The organism is Alteripontixanthobacter muriae, from assembly GCF_013336795.1.
GTDB lineage: Bacteria > Pseudomonadota > Alphaproteobacteria > Sphingomonadales > Sphingomonadaceae > Pseudopontixanthobacter > Pseudopontixanthobacter muriae.
Genome location: NZ_JAAFZT010000003.1, coordinates 85,912 through 112,444, shown reverse-complemented (window position 1 = coordinate 112,444; position 26,533 = coordinate 85,912). Strand labels below are relative to the sequence as shown.

The 26,533-nt window shown below is 60.5% G+C and carries 25 protein-coding genes and 1 tRNA gene; 14 read left to right on the top strand and 12 right to left on the bottom strand.

The features are described 5' to 3' along the window. Positions 1 to 76 precede the first annotated feature (76 nt). Positions 77 to 952, top strand: coding sequence for a mechanosensitive ion channel family protein (locus tag G7A66_RS00720; RefSeq protein WP_174293785.1), 876 nt, complete (start codon positions 77 to 79; stop codon positions 950 to 952). Here the strand turns inward: G7A66_RS00720 and G7A66_RS00715 are convergent, their stop codons facing one another. Then, complete coding sequence (locus G7A66_RS00715; protein WP_174293784.1) at positions 953 to 2,350, bottom strand: helix-turn-helix domain-containing protein; 1,398 nt, start codon at positions 2,348 to 2,350, stop codon at positions 953 to 955. 151 nt (positions 2,351 to 2,501) lie between these two features. Here G7A66_RS00715 and G7A66_RS00710 point away from each other — a divergent pair, with 151 nt between their 5' ends. After that, the gene (locus G7A66_RS00710) at positions 2,502 to 4,100 is read left to right on the top strand and encodes an isocitrate lyase (RefSeq protein WP_174293783.1); all 1,599 of its coding nucleotides are present in this window, start codon (positions 2,502 to 2,504) and stop codon (positions 4,098 to 4,100) included. A 413-nt stretch (positions 4,101 to 4,513) separates the two neighbouring features. On the opposite strand, the gene G7A66_RS00705 is transcribed toward G7A66_RS00710, so the two are convergent. The 7 genes from G7A66_RS00705 to tpiA form a co-directional block, all read right to left on the bottom strand. Then, a tRNA-Arg gene (locus G7A66_RS00705) sits at positions 4,514 to 4,590 on the bottom strand. 39 nt (positions 4,591 to 4,629) lie between these two features. After that, positions 4,630 to 5,121: a DUF1178 family protein gene (locus G7A66_RS00700; RefSeq protein WP_174293782.1), complete on the bottom strand. Its 492-nt coding sequence runs from the start codon at positions 5,119 to 5,121 to the stop codon at positions 4,630 to 4,632. Positions 5,122 to 5,127: 6 nt separating this feature from the next. Further along, positions 5,128 to 5,943: a carbon-nitrogen hydrolase family protein gene (locus tag G7A66_RS00695; RefSeq protein WP_174293781.1), complete on the bottom strand. Its 816-nt coding sequence runs from the start codon at positions 5,941 to 5,943 to the stop codon at positions 5,128 to 5,130. A gap of 8 nt (positions 5,944 to 5,951) precedes the next feature. After that, positions 5,952 to 6,182 carry a glutaredoxin 3 gene (gene grxC / locus G7A66_RS00690; protein ID WP_206675003.1) on the bottom strand — a complete coding sequence of 77 codons (231 nt, stop codon included), beginning with the start codon at positions 6,180 to 6,182 and terminating at the stop codon, positions 5,952 to 5,954. A 465-nt stretch (positions 6,183 to 6,647) separates the two neighbouring features. Then, complete coding sequence (locus tag G7A66_RS00685; protein WP_174293779.1) at positions 6,648 to 8,279, bottom strand: CTP synthase; 1,632 nt, start codon at positions 8,277 to 8,279, stop codon at positions 6,648 to 6,650. Between the two features lie 131 nt (positions 8,280 to 8,410). Then, the gene (secG, locus tag G7A66_RS00680; protein ID WP_174293834.1) at positions 8,411 to 8,791 is read right to left on the bottom strand and encodes a preprotein translocase subunit SecG; all 381 of its coding nucleotides are present in this window, start codon (positions 8,789 to 8,791) and stop codon (positions 8,411 to 8,413) included. Between the two features lie 102 nt (positions 8,792 to 8,893). Then, positions 8,894 to 9,658, bottom strand: a complete 765-nt coding sequence (gene tpiA / locus G7A66_RS00675) for a triose-phosphate isomerase (RefSeq protein ID WP_174293778.1) — start codon at positions 9,656 to 9,658, stop codon at positions 8,894 to 8,896. 224 nt (positions 9,659 to 9,882) lie between these two features. On the opposite strand from tpiA, the gene G7A66_RS00670 reads away from it, so the two are divergent. From G7A66_RS00670 to lexA, 9 genes are all read left to right on the top strand, one after another. Continuing rightward, on the top strand, positions 9,883 to 11,820 hold the full coding sequence (locus G7A66_RS00670) for a peptidyl-prolyl cis-trans isomerase (protein WP_174293777.1): 1,938 nt from the start codon (positions 9,883 to 9,885) through the stop codon (positions 11,818 to 11,820). A gap of 3 nt (positions 11,821 to 11,823) precedes the next feature. Continuing rightward, positions 11,824 to 13,332 (top strand): anthranilate synthase component I, encoded by a 1,509-nt coding sequence (gene trpE / locus G7A66_RS00665; RefSeq protein WP_174293776.1) that lies wholly within the window; start codon positions 11,824 to 11,826, stop codon positions 13,330 to 13,332. Next, on the top strand, positions 13,329 to 14,177 hold the full coding sequence (locus G7A66_RS00660; RefSeq protein WP_332310454.1) for a phosphodiester glycosidase family protein: 849 nt from the start codon (positions 13,329 to 13,331) through the stop codon (positions 14,175 to 14,177). Before trpE ends, G7A66_RS00660 begins: the two co-directional genes overlap by 4 nt. Then, complete coding sequence (locus G7A66_RS00655) at positions 14,174 to 14,758, top strand: anthranilate synthase component II (RefSeq protein WP_174293775.1); 585 nt, start codon at positions 14,174 to 14,176, stop codon at positions 14,756 to 14,758. Before G7A66_RS00660 ends, G7A66_RS00655 begins: the two co-directional genes overlap by 4 nt. Then, entirely contained in the window at positions 14,755 to 15,747 is a 993-nt protein-coding gene (gene trpD / locus G7A66_RS00650; RefSeq protein ID WP_174293774.1) for an anthranilate phosphoribosyltransferase, read from the top strand. Before G7A66_RS00655 ends, trpD begins: the two co-directional genes overlap by 4 nt. Continuing rightward, a complete protein-coding gene (trpC, locus tag G7A66_RS00645) occupies positions 15,744 to 16,532 on the top strand; it encodes an indole-3-glycerol phosphate synthase TrpC (RefSeq protein WP_174293773.1) in 789 nt (262 codons plus the stop codon). Before trpD ends, trpC begins: the two co-directional genes overlap by 4 nt. Then, entirely contained in the window at positions 16,529 to 16,999 is a 471-nt protein-coding gene (gene moaC, locus G7A66_RS00640) for a cyclic pyranopterin monophosphate synthase MoaC (RefSeq protein ID WP_174293772.1), read from the top strand. Before trpC ends, moaC begins: the two co-directional genes overlap by 4 nt. Next, positions 16,996 to 18,183, top strand: a complete 1,188-nt coding sequence (locus G7A66_RS00635) for a molybdopterin molybdotransferase MoeA (protein ID WP_174293771.1) — start codon at positions 16,996 to 16,998, stop codon at positions 18,181 to 18,183. Before moaC ends, G7A66_RS00635 begins: the two co-directional genes overlap by 4 nt. An 87-nt stretch (positions 18,184 to 18,270) precedes the next feature. Further along, positions 18,271 to 18,957 (top strand): transcriptional repressor LexA, encoded by a 687-nt coding sequence (gene lexA / locus G7A66_RS00630; protein ID WP_174293770.1) that lies wholly within the window; start codon positions 18,271 to 18,273, stop codon positions 18,955 to 18,957. Positions 18,958 to 18,976: 19 nt separating this feature from the next. On the opposite strand, the gene G7A66_RS00625 is transcribed toward lexA, so the two are convergent. Both G7A66_RS00625 and G7A66_RS00620 read right to left on the bottom strand, forming a co-directional pair. Beyond that, complete coding sequence (locus G7A66_RS00625) at positions 18,977 to 19,405, bottom strand: hypothetical protein (protein WP_174293769.1); 429 nt, start codon at positions 19,403 to 19,405, stop codon at positions 18,977 to 18,979. Continuing rightward, a complete protein-coding gene (locus tag G7A66_RS00620) occupies positions 19,396 to 21,138 on the bottom strand; it encodes a ComEC/Rec2 family competence protein (protein ID WP_174293768.1) in 1,743 nt (580 codons plus the stop codon). Before G7A66_RS00620 ends, G7A66_RS00625 begins: the two co-directional genes overlap by 10 nt. Positions 21,139 to 21,183: 45 nt before the next feature. On the opposite strand from G7A66_RS00620, the gene gltX reads away from it, so the two are divergent. The 3 genes from gltX to G7A66_RS00605 are packed head-to-tail and all read left to right on the top strand — an operon-like array spanning position 21,184 to position 24,132. Beyond that, positions 21,184 to 22,611 (top strand): glutamate--tRNA ligase, encoded by a 1,428-nt coding sequence (gltX, locus tag G7A66_RS00615; RefSeq protein ID WP_174293767.1) that lies wholly within the window; start codon positions 21,184 to 21,186, stop codon positions 22,609 to 22,611. Between the two features lie 21 nt (positions 22,612 to 22,632). Further along, positions 22,633 to 23,919: a citrate synthase gene (locus tag G7A66_RS00610; protein ID WP_174293766.1), complete on the top strand. Its 1,287-nt coding sequence runs from the start codon at positions 22,633 to 22,635 to the stop codon at positions 23,917 to 23,919. A gap of 12 nt (positions 23,920 to 23,931) precedes the next feature. Continuing rightward, a complete protein-coding gene (locus G7A66_RS00605; RefSeq protein WP_174293765.1) occupies positions 23,932 to 24,132 on the top strand; it encodes a hypothetical protein in 201 nt (66 codons plus the stop codon). Between the two features lie 23 nt (positions 24,133 to 24,155). Here the strand turns inward: G7A66_RS00605 and G7A66_RS00600 are convergent, their stop codons facing one another. Then, positions 24,156 to 25,547, bottom strand: a complete 1,392-nt coding sequence (locus tag G7A66_RS00600; RefSeq protein WP_174293764.1) for a sensor histidine kinase — start codon at positions 25,545 to 25,547, stop codon at positions 24,156 to 24,158. A gap of 2 nt (positions 25,548 to 25,549) precedes the next feature. Continuing rightward, positions 25,550 to 26,497 carry a hypothetical protein gene (locus G7A66_RS00595; RefSeq protein WP_206674996.1) on the bottom strand — a complete coding sequence of 316 codons (948 nt, stop codon included), beginning with the start codon at positions 26,495 to 26,497 and terminating at the stop codon, positions 25,550 to 25,552. Positions 26,498 to 26,533: the final 36 nt, after the last annotated feature.

Genomic DNA, 26,533 nt, shown 5'->3' with positions numbered 1-26,533 from the left:
ACCCGCCTGCCGGTTTGCCATCCGCGCCTGCGGGCCATAGACGGGCGGATAGAAGCGATCATCAGGACTATTGCGCATGAATTACATCGGCACGCTGCGAAACGAAGTTCAGGAGATGGCTCGGGGCGCGGTTGCCCTGCTGCCAAACCTCGCGATCGCATTCGCCGTATTGCTCGTCACCTGGATCGCCGCCAAGTTCGCGCTGCGCATAGCAAATCTGCTCATCGGGCGCACCAGGCTGCGGCCGAGCCTGCGCAATCTGGTCGACACTATGGTCAAGCTGGCGATCTGGCTGTTCGGTCTGATGATCGCGTTGACGATCCTGATGCCAGGATTGACGCCCGCCAGCCTCGTCGCGGGCCTGGGCATTGGCGCTGTAGCCATCGGGTTCGCATTTCAGGACATTTTTGAGAATTTCCTGGCCGGCGTCCTCATTATGGTGCGCGAGAAGATGCGGATCGGTGATGTGATCGAATGTGAAGGCATCACCGGAAAGGTGGAGCACATCACCCTGCGCGAGACGCACGTCCGCAAATTGTCGGGCGAACTGACTATCGTGCCCAATTCGATCCTGTTCAAGAACCCGGTCGAGATCTTCACCGATGATGCGAAACGACGTCACGAAGTCATAGCCGGCGTCTCCTACGACACCGATCTGGATCAGGCCGCTGCCGTCATCCGCAAGGCGGTCGAGAGCGTCGAACAGGTCGACAAGGATCTGGCTATCGATGTGTTCGCGATGGAGTTCAATTCAAGCTCGGTCGACTTCAACGTCCGCTGGTGGGCAGGTTCGACCCCGCGCAACATGCACGAAAGCCGCGATGCTGTCGTGAGAGCGATCAAGCGAGCGCTGGATGATGCCGGGATCGAGATCCCGTTCCCCTATGTGACCCACACCTTCAAGGAAGCCCTGCCGATCAAAGGGCCGATCAAGAGCCGGGCCGAGGATTGATCAGTCTGCGAATGTGAAGGGCGCAGCCCCCCGGCGATAATCGTCGCCCATTATCTTGCGGCCAAGCGGCGGTGCCGCCCTCGCCCGGCAGGCTTCGCGATTGCACAGGCGGCAGGCAATGCCGACGGGCGTCGGCTGCGGTCTGCTTGCCTGTGCAGCTTCCCCATACACGGTCCTCGCCGCATCTTCGGCCGAACAGACAAGAGCCACCGCACGCGAGATCGGCACTTCGCCGAAGCGCCCTCCGCCCGATCTAACGGTCCGCGCAATTGAGAAGAATTCCTGACCGTCGGGCATCCGTAGCCACTGCGTCACTATCGTTTGCGGCGTGCGAAAAACGGTGTGCACGGTCCAGAGGGGACAGCCGCCCCCATAGGCTGCAAAGGGAAAGCTAACACCGTCCAGTCGTTTCGATACATTGCCTGCCTCATCCAGCCTGACAAAGAAGAAAGGAATACGTGATTGGTCTGGCCGGTTCAGCGTCGTCAGACGGTGGGCGACCTGTTCGAAACTGGAGCGAAATTCGCGGCTCAGCGCAAGAATGTCGTAGGCACGCCTCTCGGCCGCCCCAACAAATGCAACATAAGGCATCACCAGCGCAGCCGCCGCATATGACGCCAGCGCTCGCCGGATCAGGTCAAGTGTCGTCTCATCACTGGCATCGACGTCTTGCGTGATAGCGTCGAGTTCACGCCGCATGGATGTGTAAGCGATATGCATGGCGATCTGAAACTGCCGCCCGGCTGCATCAAGCGTATCTTCGATCAGCAATTGCTCATTATGCCGGTCGTAACGGCGGACTGTGCCCATCATCACATCTGCCGGCAGAAAGCGAACACGCACACCTGCCTCGGCCCGCAACCATTCCGCCGCTCCGCCCTTCTTCCCGATGGTTTCAGCGAGGACCGAGGCTTTCGCCTCCAGAGCAGGAAAGTAATTGCCGCTGGCAGCTAGAAAGCGGCGGGTAGCCTCCACCGGATCGTCGTCGATGCCGCTGCCGGGCGCAAGGCGCTGTTCTGCAAGGCTGCGCTGTTCCCGGGTATAGGCGCTGTGAAGGCGCAGAAAAGCTTCGCTAACGGAAGGAAAACTGGTCGCGAGGTCTGCGACTTCGAGCGACGGAACATCAATGTCCGCAAAGATCGGATCGCGTAGCGCCTCCCCCACGCGGTCCGCATAGGCTGCGCTGTCCTCCGCCCCAAGTTCCGTCACGTCGAGGCGGTAGGTCCTCGCCAGTTTCAGCAACATGTCTGCGGTCACCGGGCGCTGGTTGCGCTCCAGCAGGGCGACATAGCTGCTGGACACACCGAGGTCTGTCGCCATTTCCAACTGCGTAAGACCAATTTCGCGGCGGATCCTGCGTATGCGAGGACCAAGATAAAGCGGATTTGACTGAGCCATCCCGTCACCTTGTCACAATTCGACAATTCGACAAGGAGTTTCTGTCAATTTGGACAAGGGCACATCGCGAACCCTCGTCAGATCGGACTTCGCGCCGCATACACAGGGCAGCAACTCATTCCGCCGAGTGCGGACCACACGGGAAATACAAATGAGCTATCAACAGACTATCGAACAGGCGCGGAAGACCTTTGAACAATCGGGTCTGACCCTCGACGGGATCGAACCCGAAAATGTCGCGCGTATGCGGCTGCAGAACCGCTTCCAGACCGGCCTTGATATTGCGCGCTATACGGCCAAGATCATGCGGGACGACATGGCCGCCTATGATGCCGACACGTCACATTATACGCAATCGCTCGGCTGCTGGCATGGCTTCATCGGCCAGCAGAAAATGATTTCGATCAAGAAGCATTTCGGCGACACAAAGGGTCGCTATCTCTATCTGTCGGGCTGGATGGTTGCCGCACTGCGCAGCGATTTCGGTCCGCTACCCGACCAGTCGATGCATGAGAAGACGACCGTTCCTGGCCTTATCGAGGAACTCTACACCTTCCTGCGCCAAGCCGACGCGCGCGAGCTGGGCGGGCTGTTTCGTGAACTCGACGACGCGACCGAAGCTGGCAATGACGTCAAGGCTCAGGAAATTCGCAAGGCCATCGACAATCATCAGACGCATGTCGTACCGATCATCGCTGACATCGACGCCGGTTTCGGTAATGCCGAGGCGACATATCTTTTGTCCAAGAAAATGATCGAGGCAGGCGCCTGCTGCATTCAGATCGAAAATCAGGTTTCGGACGAAAAGCAGTGCGGCCATCAGGACGGTAAGGTTACCGTGCCGCACGAGGATTTCCTCGCGAAAATTCGCGCCGTTCGCTACGCCTTCATGGAACTCGGCGTGGATGACGGCGTCATTGTTGCACGCACCGACTCTCTTGGCGCGGGGCTGACGAAGCAGATCGCCGTCACGCATGAAAAGGGCGATATAGGCGACCAGTACAACAGCTTCCTCGATTGCGAGGAAGTTGATCCTGCCAGCCTTGATCATGGCGAAGTGCTCATCACGCGCGACGGCAAGCTGATGAAGCCGAAGCGTCTGCCTTCCAACCTGTTCCAGTTCCGCCCCGGCACCGGCGAGGACCGCTGTGTTCTCGACTGCATCGTCGCCTTGCAGAATGGCGCAGACCTGCTGTGGATCGAAACCGAAAAGCCGCATGTCGAACAGATTGCCGCGATGGTCGATCGTATCCGCGAAACGGTGCCGAACGCAAAGCTGGTCTACAACAATTCGCCCAGCTTCAACTGGACGCTCAACTTCCGCCAGCAGGTTTACGATGCCTGGGAGAAGGAAGGAAAGGACCTTTCCAAATCCGATCGCGATCGCTTGATGAGCGTCGATTACGACGGCACTGACCTTGCTAAGGAAGCCGACGAGCGAATCCGCACCTTCCAGGCAGATGCAGCAGAGCGTGCAGGCATTTTTCATCACCTCATCACTTTGCCGACCTATCACACGGCAGCGCTGAGCACCGACAATCTGGCCAAGGAATATTTTGGGGATCAGGCAATGCTCGGCTATGTGAAGAACGTGCAACGTGAAGAGATCCGGCAGGGCATCGCTTGCGTGAAGCACCAGAATATGGCCGGCTCGGACCTCGGTGATGACCACAAGGAATATTTCGCCGGCGAAGCTGCGTTGAAGGCGGGCGGCAAGCATAACACGATGAATCAGTTCGCCGCCGAGTGAACGATCCTGTCGCTAGGCCGCTTTGGTCTGGCTCTGACAGGCACCACCAGATCTCCTGGGGAGGAGAACCGGCCCGTCCCGCGACAGCGTGACGGGCCGGATAATCTTTGGGCCACATACATTATCAGGATCGATCCCTTGTCTGGGTGACCGCTGCTGTGGGGGAGCGCCGCTTAACTGAACCGGGTCGGGGTAGGAGCGATACAGTCAAGCGGCCGATGCTAACGAAGAAATCCCCAGGGACAGGAGGAGATGATTTCCTCTAGTCGGCCCGTGCTACCAAAGTGCCAGACGCGTCATAGGGATATTTACCTGTCGGATCGCACGAGCGCTTGAGTTGCCGGAGTGAAGCCTGGTGACCATCAAAGCCGGGTAGCCGCACCTGCGCTCTGCACAGCCAACGGTGTGAAAATTGGTGCGCCCGACAGGATTTGAACCTGTGGCCCCCAGATTAGGAATCTGGTGCTCTATCCGACTGAGCTACGGGCGCTCCGCAAATTCGCTTACGAACTTAGAACTGTTCTGGCAATCAATTGAGTTCGTCTGGCGGTGCGACGGGGAATGGAAGTGGCGCTATGGCGATACCTTCGTCCAGCAGCGCCTTGGCATCTTCTGCAGTCGCGCGGCCGTGAATGGGCTTTTCATCAGAGGCCTCCGCCGTTTCGCCGTAATGCCTCGCGCGAGACTTTTCGGCAAAGGCATCACCTACCCAGGTGCTGCCTTCGAGTGCTTTCGCCTGGGCCTTGGCTAACGCCTGCATGGCCTTGATGACCTCAGGAGCTTCCTGCCCTCCGACCATCGGCTTTCGTTGCGGGCCTTCGGAGTGCCGCCTGGTGACAGGCAAACCCCTGTTTCCCTTCGCACCAACGGCAGGCGTCATGGGTGCCTTGATGATTTCGGTCGCGCCGCAATGCGGACAGGCGACCAGCCCTTCTTCGCATTGCTGCTCAAACCGAGCGGAAGAGCCGAACCACCCTTCGAATGTGTGGCCCGCTGCGCAGATCAGGTCGAAAACGATCATCGGCAATCAGTTGGCGAGATCGCGCCGATTTGCAAGGCTTGGCAACTTGCGCCGGGTTTCTTCCACAATCGTGAGATCAACCTCCGCAAAACCTACGCCGGTTTCTGTGCCGCCCATATCAAGCAACACTCGCCCCCAAGGGTCGATTACCAGCGAATGGCCATATGTTCTTCGTCCGTCCTCATGCTCGCCAACCTGCGCTGCAGAAATGACGAAAGCACTGCTCTCGATCGCCCGGGCGCGTTGCAGAACATGCCAATGCGCGCGGCCAGTCGGTACGGTAAAGGCTGCAGGTATTGTGATTGCTTCACATCCCGCACGGCCGAGGACGTCATAGAGCGCCGGAAAACGGATGTCGTAGCAGATGCTCAGGCCGAGAAGTCCGACCGGCGTTTCTATCGCAGCGACCCTGTCGCCCGGCGCGTAAGCTGCGGATTCGAGCCAATCGTCACCCTCGCCCAACGTCACATCGAACATATGCATCTTGTCGTAGGTGCAGACGACTTCGCCTTCGGGGTTGATGACGAAGGCACGGTTGGCGCGCCTGCCCTCCCCGACAGCAACAGCGAGCGACCCCAACGCAACCCAAATGCCGTAATTCCGTGCGGCTTCACGAGTATCTCGAAGAACCGCGTCTTCCTGTTGTGAAGCAATCGACTGATCGGCGCGCTTGCGATCCTGATCGAGCAGTCCAGACATTTCAGGCGTGAAAAGCATTTGTGCCCCGCCGGTAGCCGCAGTTGCGACAGCGGAAGCGATCGTATCGGCGTTGCGGTTTGGATTGATCCCGCTGGTCATCTGCAGAAGAGCAACACGCGCCATCCGCTTCGTCAGCCCTGAAGCATCGCGTCGAGCTTGCCTTCCCGCTCCAGCGCCATCAGATCGTCAGAGCCGCCGACATGTTTATCACCAATGAAGATCTGCGGTACCGTACGGGCGTTCGGAGCGCGGCTCGTCATCTCCTCGCGCTCTGGGCCGCCCATCGTGATATCGAATTCATTGTAATCGACGCCTTTGCCGTCGAGCAGGCGCCTGGCCCTAGCACAGTAGCCGCAGCCCATCTTCGTGTAGATATCTATCTTTTTCGGCACTATTGTAAACTCCCTTGCGGCACACACCGGCACCTTCGCTTCAACTGATCAATTATCCAGCGCATAAATCGTTTCGGCACAGGCATGAAGTTGGCCGACGATCGGCAATGAGAGCTTAGCAATCAGCCGCGTGAACAGTCAGAAAGAGGTCAGGACTGCAAATGATTCGGGGGCAGACCAGGTCCACCCCCACGACGCAAGGCGCCGCTTATCCAGATATGATCGTCCGGGTCGCAGAAGACGATCACATCCGAAACTGCAGGGTAGGTTCGCGATCCATTGTCGATCGCTGCCCCCCATCTTTATCCCAGCAGCCACAATAACGCGAATTTAGCAAAAGATAAAGATCGCTATTACATTATTTTCAACGCGTCAGTTTTGATCGAGTCAATGCGTTGATCTGCATTTCCACGCAATCATCGCAATCGCTACAGGTCAGACCAATCGGGACTGGCGCAAGGCTGCAGCCACAAACCCGGCGAACAGCGGGTGCGGTTCAAATGGCTTGCTCTTGTATTCGGGGTGGAACTGCACGCCGACGAACCAGGGATGATCCGGCCGTTCGACGATTTCCGGAAGAAGGCCATCGGGCGACATGCCCGAGAACACGAGGCCGGCCCTGGCCATCGCCTCGCTATATTTGGCATTCACCTCGTAGCGATGGCGATGACGTTCCGAAATGACTTCCGACCCGCCATAGATCGCTGAGATCTTGCTGCCTTTTGCTAGGGTGGCATCGTATGACCCGAGCCGCATCGTGCCGCCAAGATCGCCGCCGGCCTCACGTTTCTGCAAACCTTCGGCGCTCATCCATTCGGTGATGATGCCCACGACCGGCTCTCCGCCGCGGCCGAATTCGGACGAGGATGCCGTGCCATGACCTGCACTTCTTGCTGCCTCGACGCAGGCCATCTGCATGCCGAGGCAGATGCCGAAAAAAGGTACGCCCCGCTCCTTGGCGAAGCGAACCGAAGCGATCTTGCCTTCCGATCCGCGCTCGCCGAAGCCGCCCGGCACCAGAATGCCGTGAAGGGGTTCGAGCCGCGCGACAAGTTCGTCGTCGTTAGCCTCAAACAATTCGGCGTCCAGCCAGCGGACGCGAACCTTTACCCTGTTCGCCATTCCGCCGTGAATCAGCGCTTCGTTCAGCGATTTATAGGCATCCTGCAGGCCGATGTACTTGCCCACCACGCCGATGGTCACTTCCCCTTCAGGATTATCGTGACGATCTTCGATATCTTCCCAGCGGGATAGATCGGGCGCCGGTGCATCCATCTGGAAGTGGCGAAGGATTTCGGCGTCCAGGCCTTCGCGATGATACTGCAACGGCACGGAATAGATGCTCTTCGCATCCAGCGCCGGGATGACAGCCTCCTTGCGGACGTTACAGAACAGCGCGATCTTGGCGCGTTCGGTTTCCGGGAGCGGCTGTTCGCAGCGGCAGAGCAGCATATCGGGCTGCACGCCAAGGCTGGTCAGTTCGCGAACGGAATGCTGCGTCGGCTTGGTCTTCAGCTCACCCGCAGCGGATATATACGGAACGAGCGTGACATGGACGAGTGCAGTTCGCTCCCGCCCAAGATCGTTGCGAATCTGGCGGATGGCCTCGATGAATGGCAAGCCTTCGATGTCGCCGACGGTCCCGCCGATCTCGCAGAGAATAAAATCGTGGCCTTCGTCATCGTCGAGCGCGAAATTCTTGATCTCGTCAGTGACGTGCGGGATCACCTGCACGGTTGCGCCGAGATAATCGCCTCGGCGTTCCTTGGCGATAATGTCCTGATAGACACGGCCGGACGTTATGTTGTCGCTCTGCCGTGCTGAAACACCCGTGAAGCGTTCGTAATGCCCGAGATCAAGGTCGGTTTCGGCCCCGTCGTCGGTAACGTAGACCTCACCATGCTGATAGGGACTCATCGTGCCGGGGTCGACGTTCAGATAGGGATCGAATTTGCGAATCCGTACCTTGAAACCACGAGCCTGCAACAGAGCCGCGAGGCTCGCTGCCATGAGACCTTTGCCGAGCGAGGAGACCACGCCGCCGGTGATGAAAATATACCGCGCCATGGGAGTTGGGCCTTAAGCTCGTAAGTGGAGTCGGTGCAAGCGCCGTCTTCCGGGTTTTGCCCGTCGATGAAGACTGCGAAAGTGAAAGAAAGCGCCTGCGGGCGGTCAGCGACCGCAGGCTGCCAAAATTGTCAGCGCGTTGCGCCCGACAGCGGATCGTCATTCGTTTCCGGAACCGGGCTGACCGGCGGGTCACCGTCGAGGCCATCGCCTGCCAAGGGTGCGAGCGGATCGTTCTGCACCGGCGTCACGTTTCGATCGATTGTCGATTCGATCGTGCTGGTGCTGCTGGTTTCGACCGCAACTGCTGCGAGAACGATCGAGAGAACGACGAACAGGATAGCGAGGATCTTTGTCGTCTTCGTCAGGAAATCCGCTGCGCCTCGCGCGCTCATCATGCCGCTGGGGCTACCCCCGATGCCGAGGCCCCCGCCTTCTGAACGCTGCATCAGGATCACGCCGACAAGCGCTGCTGCGACGATGGCCTGCACCACGGTGAGAAAGAAGAAGATTGACATGACTTAGGTAAACTCTCGCTAGGCTTGCGTGCGGCATCTAGTGCGCCGGAGCGAAGAGAGCAAGGCTGGCCTCCCTCGGCTCCGGCAACAGCACGATTACTGTTCCTGCACCTCGTTTGCGGCGATGACGATGCCGAGGAATGTCTCTGCCGTCAGGCTGGCCCCGCCGACAAGAGCGCCGCCCACCTCATTCACCGCAAGCAGCTCGCGCGCATTCTCCGGCTTGACCGATCCGCCATAAAGGATTCGCACCGCCGGCCCTTCTTCCGCACCGAAGCGATCGATCAGCAGCTTGCGGATGGCACCGTGCATCTCGGCAATTTCGTCTGTCGAAGGTGTCCGTCCAGTGCCAATGGCCCAGACCGGTTCATAGGCGATGTTCAGTCGCTCCCCGGGTTCTTCGATGATATCAGGAAGTGATGCAGAAAGCTGTGCGAGCACATGATCGACCGCATTTCCGGCATTGCGCACGTCTTCCGTCTCGCCGCAGCAGAGAATGATCTTCAACTGTGTCGCCATTGCAGCTTCCGCCTTGCGCTTCACCAGCGCGTCGTTTTCGCCATGATCGAGGCGGCGTTCGCTATGGCCTAGGATCACGAATTTCGCGCCCGCATCGGCGATCATAGCGGCTGAAATGTCGCCTGTATTCGCGCCTTCTTCCGCCGCATGACAATCCTGCGCACCGACGCCGATCTGCTGCGCCTCGCGGTGGACGGCGTGAATCAAAGTATAAGGCGGCGCGATAGCCACCTCCACCTTCATCAGCCGCTGTGATGCACGGTCGATCGCGCGCGCTTCGGAAAGCATCGCACGCGTTCCGTTCATCTTCCAATTGCCAACGATATAGGGCCGTGCGGCCATGTGTCTTGTCCTGCTATTACGATGAATCTGTTGCCGGCCCATATGGGCTGTCTGGCGGGCTCCGCTAGCCCACCTTTGTCTTTGGGTCAAAACACTTGTCCACCTGTTGCGGCAGCGACGCATGCGGGATAAAGCGGCGGACAATTCCAGCGCGGGGCAAGCCTTACTCGGCCTGCTTGGCCAACTGATTCCCTGAAAAAAACCGAAACAGGTCAGCTTCTTCTATGCTTACGACATTCCGCAGGTTCTTCCAGTCGAAGATCGGCATCGTGGTGACCATGGCCTTTCTGGCCCTGATCGCACTGGCCTTTGCAAGCATGGACGTTTCGTCGAGCGCGACGTTCGGCGGTGTTTCGGGCGGAAACAGGGTTGCCGTGGTCGGCGATGAGAAAATCGGTACGGCCGATCTGGTTCGTGACGCCAACAATGCGGTAGACGGTCTGCGGCAGGACGATCCCACTCTGTCGATGCAGGCGTTTGTCGAACAAGGCGGACTTGACCGTGTGCTGTCGCAGATGATCGACCGTGCCGCCATTGCCGGATATGCTCGCGAATATGGCCTGCGGGCCGGCGAAAACCTGGTGAACAGCGAAATTCTGGGCATCTCTGCTTTTCGCGGGCCGGACGGGAATTTCAGCGAAGACGCGTTCCGCGGGTTTCTGGCCCAGCGCGGCCTCAACGAAGCAACGGTCCGCAACGACCTCGCATCCGATATTCTGGCTCAGCAGATCCTGATTCCTGCGACATTTGGTGCGACGCTGCCGAACAAGCTGGTAGCACGCTACGCATCGCTGCAGCGGGAAAGCCGGGAAGGTACGATCGGCTTCATACCCAGTGCGGCCTTCGCGCCGGATACCGCACCCACCACAGCGCAGCTGCAATCCTACTACACGGCCAATCGCGGCGATTACATCCGCCCCGAACGGCGCACGATCCGCTACGCCACTCTGGATGCCGAGAGCCTTGGCAACAGGGCGAACCCCACCGATGCGGAGATCGCAGCGCGCTACCGTGAAAATCAGGCGCAATATGCCGCCAGCGAAACGCGCGGCTTCAGCCAGCTGATCGTGCCGACCCAGCAGGCCGCGCAGGCCATTCGCCAGCGGGTACAGGCTGGCGGTTCGCTGGAGGAGGCAGCACGGGAAGCAGGCCTGAGTGTAGCCGAAGTCGAACCGCGCAGCCGCCAGCAGCTGGCATCGTCGACAAGCCCGGCAGTCGCCGAGGCGGTATTCACCGCCGAGCGTGGTTCCGTCGCGGTTCCGCAGCGCGGCTCGCTTGGCTGGTATGTCACGCGTGTGGACAGCATCGACCGCACTCCGGCGCGGAGCCTGGCGCAGGTGCGCGGAGAAATTGCCGAGGAACTGCGGCTCGAGAAGCGCCGGAACGCGCTAGCGGATCTGGCGGTCGACGCGCAGGACAGCCTCGATGACGGCGAGGCGCTTGCCGACGTCGCGCGTGAACTCGGCTTGCAGATCCAGACCACCCGGCCCCTCACGGCTGCCGGGCAGGTCTATGGCCAGCAGGGTGAGACTGCCCCGGAAATCCTCGGCTCGGTCCTGCCCACCGCATTCCAGATGGAAGAAGGCGAACCGCAAGTTGCCGAAGTCACTCCCGGTGAGACCTTCGTGCTCTTCGATGTGGCGCGGATCACAGGTTCCGCAGCTGCACCGCTCGGTGAAATCCGGGACGAGGTCGTTGCGGAATGGCGTATGGCACAGGGCCTTGCCGCAGCGCGCAAAGCTGCGGATCGCATTCTGGCGCGGGTGCGCGGCGGTGCAACACTTGCCGAGGCGATGCGGGCGGAGGACGCAAGCCTTCCCGCACCCGAAAACATCGACCTTTCGCGCCAGGAACTCGCCGCAAGACAGCAGCAGGTACCGGCGCCCCTCGCCCTGATGTTCAGCATGGCGGAAGGAACGACCAAGAAGCTGGAAGGTCCGGGCAGCATCGGCTGGTTCGTGGTCAACCTCGCCGATATCGTCCCCGACGAAGTTGCGGCCGACGACCCGTTCATCGCCAGCGCGCGCCAGCAGCTCGCTCAGCGGACCGGCGAGGAATATGCCCAGCAACTGATTGCATCGATGCGCGGTGAACTCGGCGTCGAGCGCAATGCCGAGGCAATCGAGGCCGTGCGTCGTCAACTGGTCGGCAATACGAATTGATCGATGGATCACGGACCGGAGATCGAAGGCGCTGCCGCTGCGCATGATGCGCTTGCCAAGGGCGCGCCAGCGCTGGTGTGGCGCCGGGTTATCTGCGACACGCAGACGCCCGTGGGCGCTGCATGCAAGCTGATCAAGGAAGGTCGCGGCGATTTCCTGCTTGAATCGGTCGAAGGCGGGGAGATCCGCGGCCGATACAGCCTGCTCGGTCTCGATCCTGATCTCGTCTTTCGCGCGACCGGACAGCAGGCTGAGATAAACCGCGCCTGGCGCACGAAACGGGATGCATTTCAGCCGGCGGAGAAAGATTCGCTGGCCAGCCTGCGCATGCTTGCAGCCGAATGCCGCCTGGAAGTGCCTGAAGGGCTACCCCCGGCCCTTGCATGCCTTGTCGGCTATTTCGGCTATGAGACAATTGGTTTGGTGGAGAAGCTGGAACGCGCACCTGCCGGGCCGCTGGACCTGCCGGATATGCTGTTCGTCAGGCCGACTCTCATCCTCATCTTCGACGGCCTCACCGATGAACTGTTCTGCATTGCGCCGCTCTGGCCGGACGCTGCGCCGATAGCTGCACGGCTGACCGACGCCGCCGGACGGATCGACGATGCGCTGCAAAGGCTCACCGCTGCCGAGCCGCCCAGAATGAAACTGGCGGCACTGCCGGATATGTCCGCGCAGCGCACGATAGCGGCAACGGATTACGCCAGCATGGTCTGCAAGGCGAAAGATTATATCGAAGCGGGCGATGTCTTCCAGGTGGTTCTGGCGCAGCGTTTTACCTGCCCCTTCCCGCTGCCGCCGCTCGATCTATATCGTGCGCTTCGCCGGGTGAACCCCTCGCCGTTCCTTTACTTCCTCGACCTACCCGGCTTTGCAGTAGTCGGGTCGAGCCCGGAAATCCTCGTCAGGGTTCGTGATGGCGAAGTGACGATACGGCCGATCGCAGGCACCCGGCCGCGGGGGGCGGATGAGGCTCTGGACCAGGCAGCGGAACAGGAACTGCTCGCTGATGCCAAGGAACGGGCCGAACATCTGATGCTGCTGGACCTCGGTCGCAACGATGTGGGCCGGGTAACCACCCGGGGAAGCGTGCGCGTAACCAGCAGCTTCGGCATAGAACGCTACAGTCATGTGATGCACATCGTCAGCAACGTGGTCGGGCAGCTTGCCAAGGGCTACGATGCCATCGACGCCCTGTTCGCCGGATTTCCTGCGGGCACGGTAAGCGGTGCACCCAAAGTGCGGGCGTGCCAGATCATTGCCGAACTGGAGCCGGAAGCGCGCGGTCCCTATGCGGGCGGGGTCGGCTATTTCGCGCCGGACGGGTCGGTGGACAGCTGCATCGTTTTACGAACGGCAGTGGTGAAGGACGGAGTCATGCATGTGCAGGCCGGCGCGGGCATCGTCGCCGACAGCGATGCGGCCTGTGAACAGCGGGAATGCGAAGCCAAGGCCGGAGCATTGTTCGCGGCCGCGCGTGAAGCGGCGCGTTTGGCCGGGGGAACTTCGTGAAACGGTCGCTCGTAGCCTGCACCTGTCTGCTGGTGCTGACCGCCTGCGACGCTGCTCCTGAAGGGCAGCCCGTATTGCGGACCGAGATCGGCAGCGGCGTAGCAGAGGAGCCCACTCCCGTCGCGGCAGCAGCGGACGTGAATGAAAGCGCGGACTGCAAGGATGCTACGTTCGAGGACATCGCGCTGGTTCACTGCATCGCCGATCCTGCCGATCATCGTGTCGAGATGGTTCTAGGCGCCGAAAGCGACAACGGAATCAAGCCTTACCGCAGCTTTGCAGCGCTGGAGAAGGCGCTCGGGGGTAGCGATGATGTAGCGTTCGCATTCAACGGCGGCATGTTCGACGAAGAAGGCCAGCCCATCGGCTATTACGTTGAAAGTTCCGAACGATTGGTCGAACTCAACCGGGCGCAGGGTGGCGGCAATTTCCACCTCCTCCCTAACGGTGTATTCTACGGCAGCGACGGCAAGTGGAGCGTCCGGACTGCCGATGATTTCTACAGCAATGTAAGCGATCGTCCGGATTTCGGCACGCAATCCGGTCCGATGCTGGTAGTCGGCGGCGAACTGCATCCCGAAATTTCGCAAGATGGTCCTTCCCGACACATTCGCAACGCGGTCGGGGTGGATGCCGAAGGACGGGCACATTTCGTGATGTCGCGCGCGCCGCTAAGTTTCGGCAAGCTCGCGCGCTATTACCGTGACGGGCTCAAGGTGCAGAATGCACTTTACCTGGACGGCAGCGTTTCCGCATTGTGGGATCCTGCTGCCGGACGCATGGACGGTCTTGCTCCGCTCGGCCCCTTGATCGTTGTCACAAAACGGGCAAAGGCCACGCCGTGATACTCGTCATCGACAATTACGACAGCTTTACCTTCAACCTGGTCCATTATCTCATGGAACTTGGCGCAGAGGTGCGGGTGGAGCGAAATGATGCAATTACCGCATCCGAAGCCATCGCCAGCGATGCAAAGGGAATCCTCATCTCCCCCGGCCCCTGCACGCCGGATGACGCCGGCATCAGCCTCGATCTGGTGGCTGCATGCGCCTATGCCGAACGTCCGCTTCTGGGCGTCTGCCTGGGCCATCAGGCGATTGGCCAGCATTTTGGCGGGAAGGTCGAGCGCGGCGGGCTGATGCATGGCAAGACGTCCTCCGTCGAACATGATGGCAGCGGAGTATTCGCCGGGCTTCCGGCGCCTTTTACGGCGACACGGTATCACAGCCTCGTCGTCCGCGATCTGCCGGGAAGCCTCACGATCAACGCGACGGCTGACGATGCGCTGGTCATGGGGCTGCGGCATGAAACCCTTCCCATTCATGGCGTGCAGTTCCACCCTGAAAGCATAGCGACCGATCATGGTCATGCTCTTCTGGCCAATTTTCTCCGCATCTGCGGTATCGAGCCGGAGGAACTGCCTTGAAGCGCCTTCCCTCCGCTGCTCTGCCGCTGGACGAGATACAGGCCGAGCAGGTCTTCGGTGCGATCCTCGACGGGGCAATTTCGGACGAAGCCATCGCAAGCTTCCTGACCGACCTCTCCGATCGTGGAGAGACTTCGGCCGAAATCGCAGGGGCTGCCCGCGCTTTGCGGGCCAGGCTGTTGCCGATCGACGCCCCCGAGAACGCCATCGATGTCTGCGGGACCGGCGGCGACGGGCACCATACGTTAAACGTATCCACCGCAGTCAGCCTTGTCGTGGCAGCATGCGGTGTGCCGGTTGCCAAGCATGGCAATCGCGCTGCCTCGTCGAAGGCTGGCGCGGCTGACACTCTCGAACAGATCGGGCTCGACATGGATGCCGCAGGGCGCACGGCGGAGCGGACGCTGAACGAGATCGGTATCTGCTTCCTGTTCGCGGCCAATCACCACCCGGCCATGCGGCGAATTCAACCGATCAGGCAGCGCCTGGGCCGGCGCACCATCTTCAACCTGATGGGACCGCTCTCGAACCCGGCGCGCGTTCGAAACCAGCTGATCGGCATTGCAAGGCCTGCCTATGTGCCGATTTACGCCGGTGCCATGGCGAGGCTCGGCACCGATTACTCGAAGATCGTCTCCGGCGACGAAGGCTTGGACGAACTATCCCTGGCCGGCGGCAGCGAAGTTGCCGAAGTGCGCGGCGACAGCTTCATCATGCAGCGGGCACATCCTGGCGATGCGGGGCTACCCACAGCTCCGATGGAGGCAATCCGCGGTGAGGACGCCGCCTTTAATGCACGCGCGCTCAAAGCCTTGCTGGAAGGTGCAGGCGGTGCTTACCGCGATGCGGTCCTGCTGAATGCCTCGGCCGCGCTCATGGTTGCCGGCCGGGGTGACAATTATGCAGATTGCGCGGCGGTGGCTGCCGAAGCGCTCGACAGCGGTGCGGCGCTGGCTAAACTCACGCAATGGATCGCCCTCGCCCGATGAACAAACTGCAAGAGATCTGCGCCACCAAGGAAGGCGAGGTGCGCGAAGCGAAGCAGCGCATTTCGGAAGCGGAACTGCTACGCCAGATTGCTCTGCAGAGTCCCCCGCGCGGCTTCGAGAACGCCTTGCAGAGCGCCTCAAGGACTCGCCTGGGCCTGATTGCCGAAATCAAGAAAGCTTCTCCATCGAAGGGATTGATCCGCGAGGATTTTGCACCCGCCGATCACGCCCGTGCATATCAGGCGGGAGGTGCGGCCTGTCTTTCCGTTCTGACAGACGAGAAGTATTTTCAGGGTCACCGTGACTTCCTTGTCGCGGCGCGGAATGCCTGCACGCTTCCGGTCCTGCGAAAGGATTTCATGATCGATCCGTGGCAGGTTCTGGAAGCCCGCGCGATGGGTGCGGATGCTGTTCTGCTGATCGTCGCCGCATTGAACGATCAGCAGATGGTCGACATCGAGCAAGCCGCGATCGACCTTGCCATGGACGTTCTGATCGAGGTCCATGACGAAGCGGAACTGGAGCGCGCCACACGATTGCGGAGTCGTTTGATCGGTATCAATAATCGCAATCTCAAGACCTTCCAGACAGATCTTGCCACGACGTTGAAGCTGGCCCCGCTTGTACCGAACGGCAGCCTTGTCATCGCCGAGAGCGGGATTACCAACAGCGTCGATATTGCTCGGCTCGCCGACGCTGGCATCCGTTCTTTTCTCGTCGGGGAAAGTTTGATGCGTCATGACGATGTCGAGAAAGCGACGCGCAGTCTGCTGCATTTGCGATGACTAAGCTGACCCATATCAACGAGGCCGGCGAAGCGCGGATGGTCGATGTGGCTTGCAAGCCGGACACCCGTCGTTCTGCGCGGGCTTGTGGTGAAATTCACATGAATGCAGAAGCAGCGAGCGCGATCAGGCAAGGCAACGCACCGAAGGGCGATGTCTTGGGAACGGCGCGGATAGCCGGGATCATGGCGGCGAAGAAGACCTCGGAATTGATCCCGCTTTGTCACCCCTTGGCACTGTCGTCGGTGGAAGTGGAATTCTCCCAGCAGGAATCATCAATCCAAGTGGTCGCAACGGCGAGTCTCATCGGAAAGACCGGTGTCGAAATGGAAGCGATTACAGCAGCTTCCGTAGCCTTGTTGACAATCTACGACATGGGCAAAGCGCTTGATAAGAGCATGGTCATTCAGAACATCCGGCTCCTTGAAAAGTCGGGCGGCAAGTCTGGCGATTGGAAAGCAGGATGACCCTGCTCCCGTTGCAGGACGCGCAGTCGCGGCTGCTGGATCTCGTCGCTCCTCTGCCTGCTAGCGAAAAGCCCATTTTCGAATGTTTGGGCCACTACCTTGCAGCCGATATACTTGCACGGCGGTCACAACCTGCGATCGACATTTCGGCAATGGACGGTTTTGCCATTCAGGGCAGCGGGCCTTGGGAGGTCGTTGGTGCCAGCAGGGCAGGCGCTCCGTTTGCAGGTACTCTCGCTCGTGGTGAGGCAATCAGGATCTCGACGGGTGCGGCACTTCCGAAGGGTCCGGACAGGATCCTGATCAAGGAGGACGCTGAACTCAACGGAGAGAATCTTTCCGTTCTGCGGGACGCGCCGGCGCAAGGGCGTCACGTAAGGGTCGCTGGTTTCGACTTCGCGGCTGGGGACGTCGTGCTTCGTGCCGGCGTGGCGATCACACCGGCTGCGATTGCACTGGCGGCTATGGCGGGACATTCCCGGCTTCCGGTTCGCCGCCCGCCGGTCATCGCGATCCTCGAATCCGGCAACGAGCTTTCCTCCGATCCCGAGAGCTGCGGCCCGCATCAAATTCCATCGAGCAACGGGCTGATGTTGGCCGCACTGTTTGCACAGTATCCCTGTGAGATCCGCCGCATCGGACCGGTACGCGACGACCTTGGCAGCCTCTCCCAAGCGCTGGACGAGGCAGACGGATGCGATCTGCTGGTGACGAGCGGTGGCGCTTCCGTGGGCGATTACGATCTGATCGGCCCGGCGCTGCAGGCCTGGGGCGCGACCACGGAGTTCTGGCGGGTTGCCATCAAGCCGGGAAAGCCGCTGATGGCCGCTACGAGGGACGAATGCGTGATCATCGGATTGCCGGGAAACCCGGTCTCCAGCTTCGTGACCGCATTCCTTTTCGCCCTGCCCGTCATCCGCGCGATGCTCGGCTCGGCATCGCCCCTGCCCCGCGCCGTTATGCTGGAAACCGCCAGCGGTCTGCCGGCGACCGGTAGCAGACGCGAATTCATCAGGGCGCGGCTCAATGCGGATAGGGTCGAACCTCTGACAGAGCAGGATAGCAGCGCATTGCTGAGCCTGTCCCAGGCAGATGGGCTAATCGAACGGCCCGAAGGATGCGAAGAATTGGAAGCAGGGGCGAGGGTGCCGTTCTATCCTGTCAAGAACGGCGCAATTGCTTGACTTCACCAGATTGGTTGCTAAATTGTTCCTTATTCGTTCACGCTATCGTCTGCTGAAAGCAAATCGGGCGGACAAGGAGCAAGCACCATGCTGACTGCGAAACAGCACGAGTTGATTCAGTTCATCCAGAGCCGCCTTGAGGAAACGGGCATCTCACCTTCGTTCGAAGAGATGAAAGACGCGCTCGATCTCAAGAGCAAGTCCGGCGTTCATCGCCTGATTTCCGCTCTGGAAGAACGCGGCTTCATTCGCCGTTTGCCCAACCGTGCGCGCGCTCTGGAAATCATCCGCCAGCCTGATGATGTGGCCACGGGTACACGGCCTCGCATTGCGGCCAATGATGCCGCGCCTCTCGCGTCCAGTACAGTCACGGTTCCGCAGGCAGCCAACGATGTCATCAACATACCCTTGCATGGTCGGATCGCGGCAGGCGCCCCTATCGAAGCGCTTGAGGGTCAGACATCCTTGCCGGTTCCTGCGGCCCTCCTCGGGCCGGGTGAGCATTACGCCCTGGAGGTATCCGGCGACTCCATGATCGAGGCCGGAATCTTCGATGGCGACTTTGCGCTTGTGCGTCGGACCGACACAGCCCGCGATGGCGAGATCGTAGTCGCGCTCGTCAATGATGAGGAAGCTACGCTAAAGTATCTGCGCCGCGATGGCGGCATGATCTGCCTTGATCCGGCCAATGCCGCCTATGAGCCGCAGACCTACAGTTCGGCGCAGGTGCAGGTTCAGGGAAAGCTTGCAGGTCTGCTGCGGCGTTATCATTGATCAGCGGCGGGGTAGCCCATCATTCAGGTGCCCCGCCACCAGCCATGATTGCCCTGCCCCTGCGCGACCGAAATAATTTTTTTTCGTCCAGATAGATGGATAGCCCGCCAGTCGCGTTGAGCTTGTAACGGTCAAGCTTCAGCCAGCGTGGATTGCAGGAAGGGCCGAGAACTCTTTCTGAAACCACGATGTCTGCCGTGGCGCAGGACCGTCTGAGAACGTCATCGGGAAGTGCATCGGCATTCCTGGCGATCAGCAGCCCATAGCTCGCACCCTGAAGATCGATGATGGTCGAACAGAAGTTCGCATTGCATGCGCTTCCCTTGTGATCTTCCAGCGGCAGCACCCCGGCCGATGTTCCCGCGGTTTGCTGCAGATTGTCACCGGCATAGCTGCCGCCGGAACTCCGCAGTGAATACAAGCGCTTTTCACCGTCGATTATCGCCACCTGCCGCCCGTCGCTCGAGACCAGCAGGTCCGGACTGGAGGCTGACAAGAGCCAGAAACCTGACAGTGCAGCGGGCAACAGCCCCAGAAGCGGATGCGACCCTGCCACAACGCCAGCCAAAGCATTCCTGCAGCGAAGTTGATCACTGCGCCTGAGCCAGTGCTCGGGACCAAGGTGACGGATCCCGGCCGGGCTGCGGTAAAGTGAGCGATCGCCAACAGCGCGTCCAGCGATCCTCCGACCAGCCACCACGCTGGTGCCCCCAGATCAAAGAGATCCAGTGCGAGTGCGAGTGCGATCAGGGGCATGGAAATCATCGTCACCAGGGGGATGGCGACCAGATTGGCCACCGCGCCATAGATCCCGGCGCGGTGAAAATGATTTAGAACGATGGGCATCAGTGCCAGTTCGATCACCAGCCCGGTAAGGAACAGAAGCAGCAAATTACGCCCGATGCGCCTGATTCCGTTTTCCTGGTTCCGCTTCCCAAAGGCTTTGACTAGGTTGCTATCATGTAACGCGACTATCGCCACCACTGCGGCGAAGCTCATCTGATAGCTCGGCCCGACTACGCTCTCCGGCCAGATGAGCAGGATCGCTATTGCCGCCACGGCCACCATCCGCATCGACAAGGCCTGCCGTCCCAGCATCAGGGCGCCCAAAACGAGGACTGCTCCTATGCAACTGCGCACGGTCGGCACCTCCGCCCCCGTCAGCAGGGTGTAGAAAATGCCCGCGCTCGCAGCCAGCAGGGCTGCAGCGATCGGCAACCTGATCCTGAGCGCCAGGCCTTGCCAAAGCGCCAATATACGCAGCGCAAGAAAATAGGCCGCGGCAACGACGGCACTCACATGCAAGCCACTGATCGAGAGAAGATGAGTGAGGCCGCTATCGCGCAAGGCTTCAGCTTTGGCGTCGGAGATTGCGCCGCGATCTCCACTGGCGAAGGCAGCGGCGATCGTCCCCGCACCTCCATCGACCTTGCGCCGCACATGTGCGGACAGTTTCTCACGCAGAGCTGCAAGGGACGATACATCAGGAACGGCCGGTTCCAGGATGCGGATCGGCCCGATGACCGACCCCGTCGCTGCCAGACCCGAAAACCAGGCGTCCCGCGCAAAATCATACGCGCCCGGCAACATCGGCGATGCCGGCGGCAACAAGCGCGTCCGCATGGCGATGACTGCACCCTTGTCGATGCCCTCTGCATCCTGTTCCGGAGTGATATTGACACGGACCTTGCGGGGCATACCCAACCCGTCACGCATCGCCAGCGTGAGCCGGATGCGATCGCGCGCCGGCTGTTCTTCGCGGTCGAGCACTCTTGCCGTGATCGGTTGCACCATGGGATAGGCGACTGCCGGCGCTCCCACGATCTCCGAACGGGTCCAGACCACGCCGACCCCTGCAGCAAACATGATCGCCATTGCCGCTACAGCGACCAGAAGGTCCTGCATATCATCGCGGAGACGCAGCGCCCGCAGCGCGCCCGTTGCCAAGGCTGCGGCAACCAAGATCGCGACGATCCAGTACGGGGCTGATGGCAGCGCGAACCAGGCCGCGATGCCTGCCGCCAGACTGACGGCTAGCCAGGGTGCGCGATCAAAGCCGGCAGTCGCGAGAAACCTGTCCGCCCTGTCTGCCATGCTGGACAACGGGCGAGCGTTCAGCCATTGACGCTGCAATGCAACATCGCCTTCGCCGGACCTGTCGCCGAGCGGTATCTCAGACACGGAAGAAGGTCCTCATGCGCAGACGGGATAGGGGATTGGGTTTCTATGGCAAGCAATAGCGGTACGGTGGTCACGCGCTTCGCCCCCTCACCCACGGGCTTCCTGCATCTGGGCGGCGCCCGAACGGCGCTTTTCAACTGGTTGTTCGCGCGTCATCATGGCGGCAAGGTCCTGCTGCGCATCGAAGACACTGACATCAAGCGGTCGACTCAGGAAGCTATCGACGCCATCCTCGACGGCCTCGATTGGCTTGGCATTACCTTCGATGAAGAACCGGTGTTTCAGACCGCACGTGCCGATCGCCATGCCGAAGTGGCACGCAAGCTTCTGGAGTCCGGTGATGCCTACAAGTGCTACGCCACTGCGGAAGAACTCGAGGTTATGCGAGCCGAGCAGAGGGCCGCGAAGCAGCCGCTGCGCTATGGTGGGCGCTGGCGTGACCGCGCGGCCGAGGCCGAAGAAGAAGGCAAGCCCTACACCGTTCGCCTGAAGACGCCGGACACTGGCGAAACCGTCATCGAAGACGCGGTCCAGGGACGCGTGACCGTAGCCAATTCAGAAATCGACGATTACATCCTGCTGCGCGCGGATGGAACGCCGACGTACATGCTGGCTGTGGTTGTCGACGATCACGACATGGGTTGCACCCATATCATTCGCGGTGACGATCACCTCAACAACGCTTTCCGTCAGTTGCCGATCATTCGCGCGATGGACCGGATTGAGGGAGGCTGGCCCGATCCCGTCTATGCCCATGTACCGCTGATCCACGGAGCCGATGGCGCAAAGCTCTCGAAAAGGCATGGCGCAGTAGGTGTCGATAGCTACCGCGATGAACTGGGCATATTGCCCGAGGCTCTGGTGAACTACCTGCTCCGCCTCGGCTGGGCACATGGCGACCGGGAAGAGATTGGCCGGGATGAGGCGATCGCGCTTTTCAGCCTTGATGGCGTGGGGAAAAGCCCATCGAGGTTCGACCTCAAGAAATTGATGAACCTGAACGGTCACTATATCCGGGAGGCCGACGATCAGCGTCTCGCCAAGCTCGTCGCTCCGCGGATCGGCCTGCCAGTGGACAAGGATCTGCTGCAACGCGCGATGCCGGAGCTTAAGACGCGGGCCAAGGACCTCGACGAATTGGCGGAAGGTGCGGAATTCCTGTTCAAGAAGCTACCATTCGATCTTACGGACAAGGCGGAAAAGCTGCTTGACGAGACTGGCAAGCAGCGGCTCGCCGCGGTTCATGCCCGTCTGGAAGGGGAAAATGACTGGACAATTCCTGCCCTGGAAGCCAGTCTGAAGGAGATGGCGGAGGAACTCGAACTGGGCCTCGGCAAGCTGGCGCAGCCTTTGCGAGCAGCGTTGACGGGCACGACCACCTCGCCCGGAATTTTCGATGTGCTGATCCTGTTGGGGCGCGCAGAAAGCCTGGCGCGTATTCACGCCCGGCTCGCCCACGACGGACCGGCGTAATACAAATCAAGGAGACGAAACTTGGCTGACAAGCAAGCGACATTGGCAACCGGCGGTGAATCCTACGATTTCCCTATCTTGCAGGGCAGTTGCGGCCCTGACGTTTTCGACATCCGCAAGCTGTACGCTCAGACCGGCAACTTCACTTTCGACCCGGGGTTTACCTCTACGGCGAGCTGCGAAAGTGCGCTGACGTTTATCGATGGCGAGGAAGGTGTCTTGCTGCACCGCGGCTATCCCATCGGGCAATTGGCCGAACATTCCAGCTTCATGGAAGTGTCGCACCTGCTGCTGAATGGCGAATTGCCGAGCAAGGACGAACTAGACGAGTTCACCTATACCATCACCCGGCACACGATGCTGCATGACCAGCTGCGGCAGTTCTACCAGGGATTCCGCCGCGACGCGCATCCCATGGCAATCATGTGCGGCGTCGTCGGTGCATTATCGGCATTCTATCACGACAGCACCGACATCTCCGACCCCGAACACCGCAAGATCAGCAGCCATCGCCTGATCGCCAAGATGCCGACGATTGCAGCCTGGGCGTATAAATACTCCATCGGCCAGCCCTTCCTGCAGCCGGACAATTCGCTGAGCTACACCGGCAATTTCCTGCGCATGACCTTCGGCGTGCCAGCTGAAGAATATGAAGTGATCCCCGCCGTCGAAAAGGCAATGGACCGCATCTTCATCCTGCATGCCGATCATGAACAGAACGCTTCCACATCCACGGTTCGCCTTGCCGGATCTTCGGGCGCAAACCCGTTTGCCTGCACCGCGGCGGGTATCGCCTGCCTGTGGGGTCCGGCTCATGGCGGTGCGAATGAGGCAGCGCTCAACATGCTCCGCGAGATCGGCACTCCCGACAAGATCCCGCATTACATCGAGCGTGCAAAGGACAAGAACGATCCGTTCCGCCTGATGGGCTTCGGGCATCGCGTCTACAAGAATTACGATCCGCGCGCGACAGTCATGCAAAAGACCGTTCGTGAAGTCTTCGAAGCGTTGAACGTCACCGATCCCGTTTTCGAGACAGCCCTGCGCCTTGAGGAAATGGCGCTGAGCGACGACTATTTCATCGAGAAGAAGCTCTTCCCGAACGTCGACTTCTATTCGGGCGTTATCCTTTCGGCGATTGGCTTCCCGACAACCATGTTCACCGCCCTGTTCGCCCTTGCCCGGACCGTTGGCTGGGTGGCGCAATGGAACGAGATGATCTCCGATCCCAATCAGAAGATCGGTCGCCCGCGTCAGCTGTACACCGGGCCGACCCAGCGTGATTACGTGCCGGTAGATAAGCGCTAAGAGGCGGCAGGCATGCTCCGGATCATCCTGCAGATCGCCGGTTTTGCCCTGGTGCTGACCGGCCTTCTGTGGGTTTTCCAGGGATTGGGTCTGTTAATGTGGCCGGAAGACAGCTTCATGCTCGGGCAGTCGAACTGGGCAGGCAACGGCGCTATTGCCGTCTTTGTCGGATTGCTGCTTCTTCTCCTCGCAAGGCGGCGCCTGCGAGACTGAGCTCGCCCGGCCTGACGTGCCGATCAGGCAGCCGCTTCATTCGTTTCGACTGTAGGCAGTGTCAGCGTAAACCGTGCGCCCTGCCCCGGTTCACTTGCGACCGCGAGCTCTCCCCGCATGGCACGCGCCAGGCGCCGTGAGATGTACAGGCCCAAGCCCGAACCACCATCGCCGCTACGACCAAGACGCTCGAATTTATTGAATACCACCTTCTGCTGATCGGGGGTGAGGCCCGGCCCCTGATCGGCGACTTCCAGCGAAGCCGTATCATCCGATCCGCCTGCAAGCAGCTTGATGGATGAACCCTCCGGCGCATAATGGATTGCGTTGCCAAGCAGATTCAGCAGGATTTGCAGCACGCGTCGGAATTCTCCAATTGCAGGTCTGACTTCACCATCGCCCGGCCCGGTTATGCCGATATTTTTTTCGCGCGCCCTGACACCTAGGATGCCGGCCGCCTGGCGGGCTACCTCGGCAAGGTCAATCTGGTCAGGCGAGACCGAGAAGTTGGCATCTTCGACCACTTCCAAATCGGCCAGGTCGTCGATCAGCGACAGGAGGTGCTGCCCGGCGGTTGCGATGTCTGCGGCATAGTTGGAGTATTCTTCGGCCAGGGGCCCTGCCAGTCGTGATCTGATCGTTTCCGCATTGGCGATGATGCGGGGTACCGGCCGTCGCAGAACCGGTGACAATTCCCGACCCAGGGCCTTGCCCAAGGACGGCGTACTGTTTTCGGACCGGGCCCGGCGAAGGTTCACTTCGGCTTGTTCGTCAGGCAGGAAGTACAATTCGAAACCGGCGCTGCCCCTGTCCTTCTCACCAGCCGGGATGAGGCGAGCCTGCAACCCTGCTTCCATGCCAGGCGCCATCAGTCTGGCACCGTCCAGCAATCGCCAGTGAATGTCGTCCCTGTCCGGCAGTTCCCGCAACTCGACCATATCCGTCCAGCGCTGTCCCATTCGCGAGCGCATTTCACGCGCAAGATCGCGCAAAACGATGGAATGCGATTCGACCGTCAGAACATTCTGATACTGATCCAGCCTGGCCGACAGCAGGGCCATCTGCCGGGTTAACGCGTCTCTGCGTCCCTGAACGTCAGCTTCCCGTTCGACCGGCTGACTGATCGTTTGCCAATTACTCATTTCCAGTCGGCAGCCACCTGCTTCTTCCAGCGGCTCCACTGCGGCCCAGAACTTGATGATTTCGTCCCCGTCGAATGCCTGAACCGTCCTGGCGAGACGCAGTTGATATTCGCGCGATCGGCGGACCAGCTGCAGCAGTTCCGGAATAGCTATGCGGCCCGGCAGCACGCCCCCACATGCCTGGTGAAGGCCCGCAAGCGGCTCCTGCACTTCCACCAGCCGGTCTTCGGCATCGCTGATGGCGCTCGCTGTGATCGGACCTTCGGACGACATGTTCAGCCCGGGGACCAACCGCCTGAAGCCGAAAGCATCTCGCCAGCGCGGTCGGCTCGCAGCAGTTCGAAACCTTCTGGCAAGGTCGTCTCGGGATGGATGGTGAGGAACTGCTTCTCGACCTCCTTCGGGCGCAGCCCTGCACTGCGCAAGGCCAGCGCCAGACGTGCGAGTTGACGGTCGTTGGTAGATACCACCGCCAGATCGCGGTCCTGGTTCGACTGGTTTGCCATGGCCGTGCAGAAGATCGCAACTCCAGCATGAGCAATGGAGAGGGCAGCACGCGCCCCGTTGCCCATCCCTCCCACGAGGCGGTTGAGGAGGCCCAGACGGCTTGTGCTTTCGTCGAAGCGGTCCCGCATCGATCGGTCGGCCGCTCGCAATGTTTCTTCGTCCCTGCCATCGCAGAAGGTCTGCCAAGTCAGCAAGGCGTGGTGAAACAGGTCGCCCGGCAGTTCGGTCAGTGGCAACTCCATCCGTCGTTGCGCCTGAACGAAGCGTACCTGACTGGCCAGAAGGGCCATGGCCGTGCCGGCAGTCTCGTCATGGTCCGAAGCGATAAGGGCCTGGAGAAGCGGCGTGAGCACCGGATCGATAGCACACCTTTTCTCCAATCGCTCGGCCAATTGCCATTCCAGCGCGAGAGCATGGCAGTGGGTGAGCAATGCCTGTGAAGTTGCAAGTTCGGCAGCCAGTTCGCGCCCCTGCCCTTCCGCCAGAACCCCCGGGTCGGCAAGTTCCAGAGTCGTGCCAAGCTCGTCCAGCATCTGGCTGGCGAGGTGGCTCACCATGCCGCGGACCCTTGCGACAATCTCGTCGCTAAACAGGGAATTATCGTGATTTGCCAGGAGATGGCCGATAATCGGTCCCAGCGTGCCCAGCACGATATCTCCGCTGACGAGTTCGTGCTGGAGAACCTCCTCGATGGGTAGTTGGGGTGTAGGGGTCATGGCTGCCTCGAACATACAGTGCCGTTACCAGCCTGT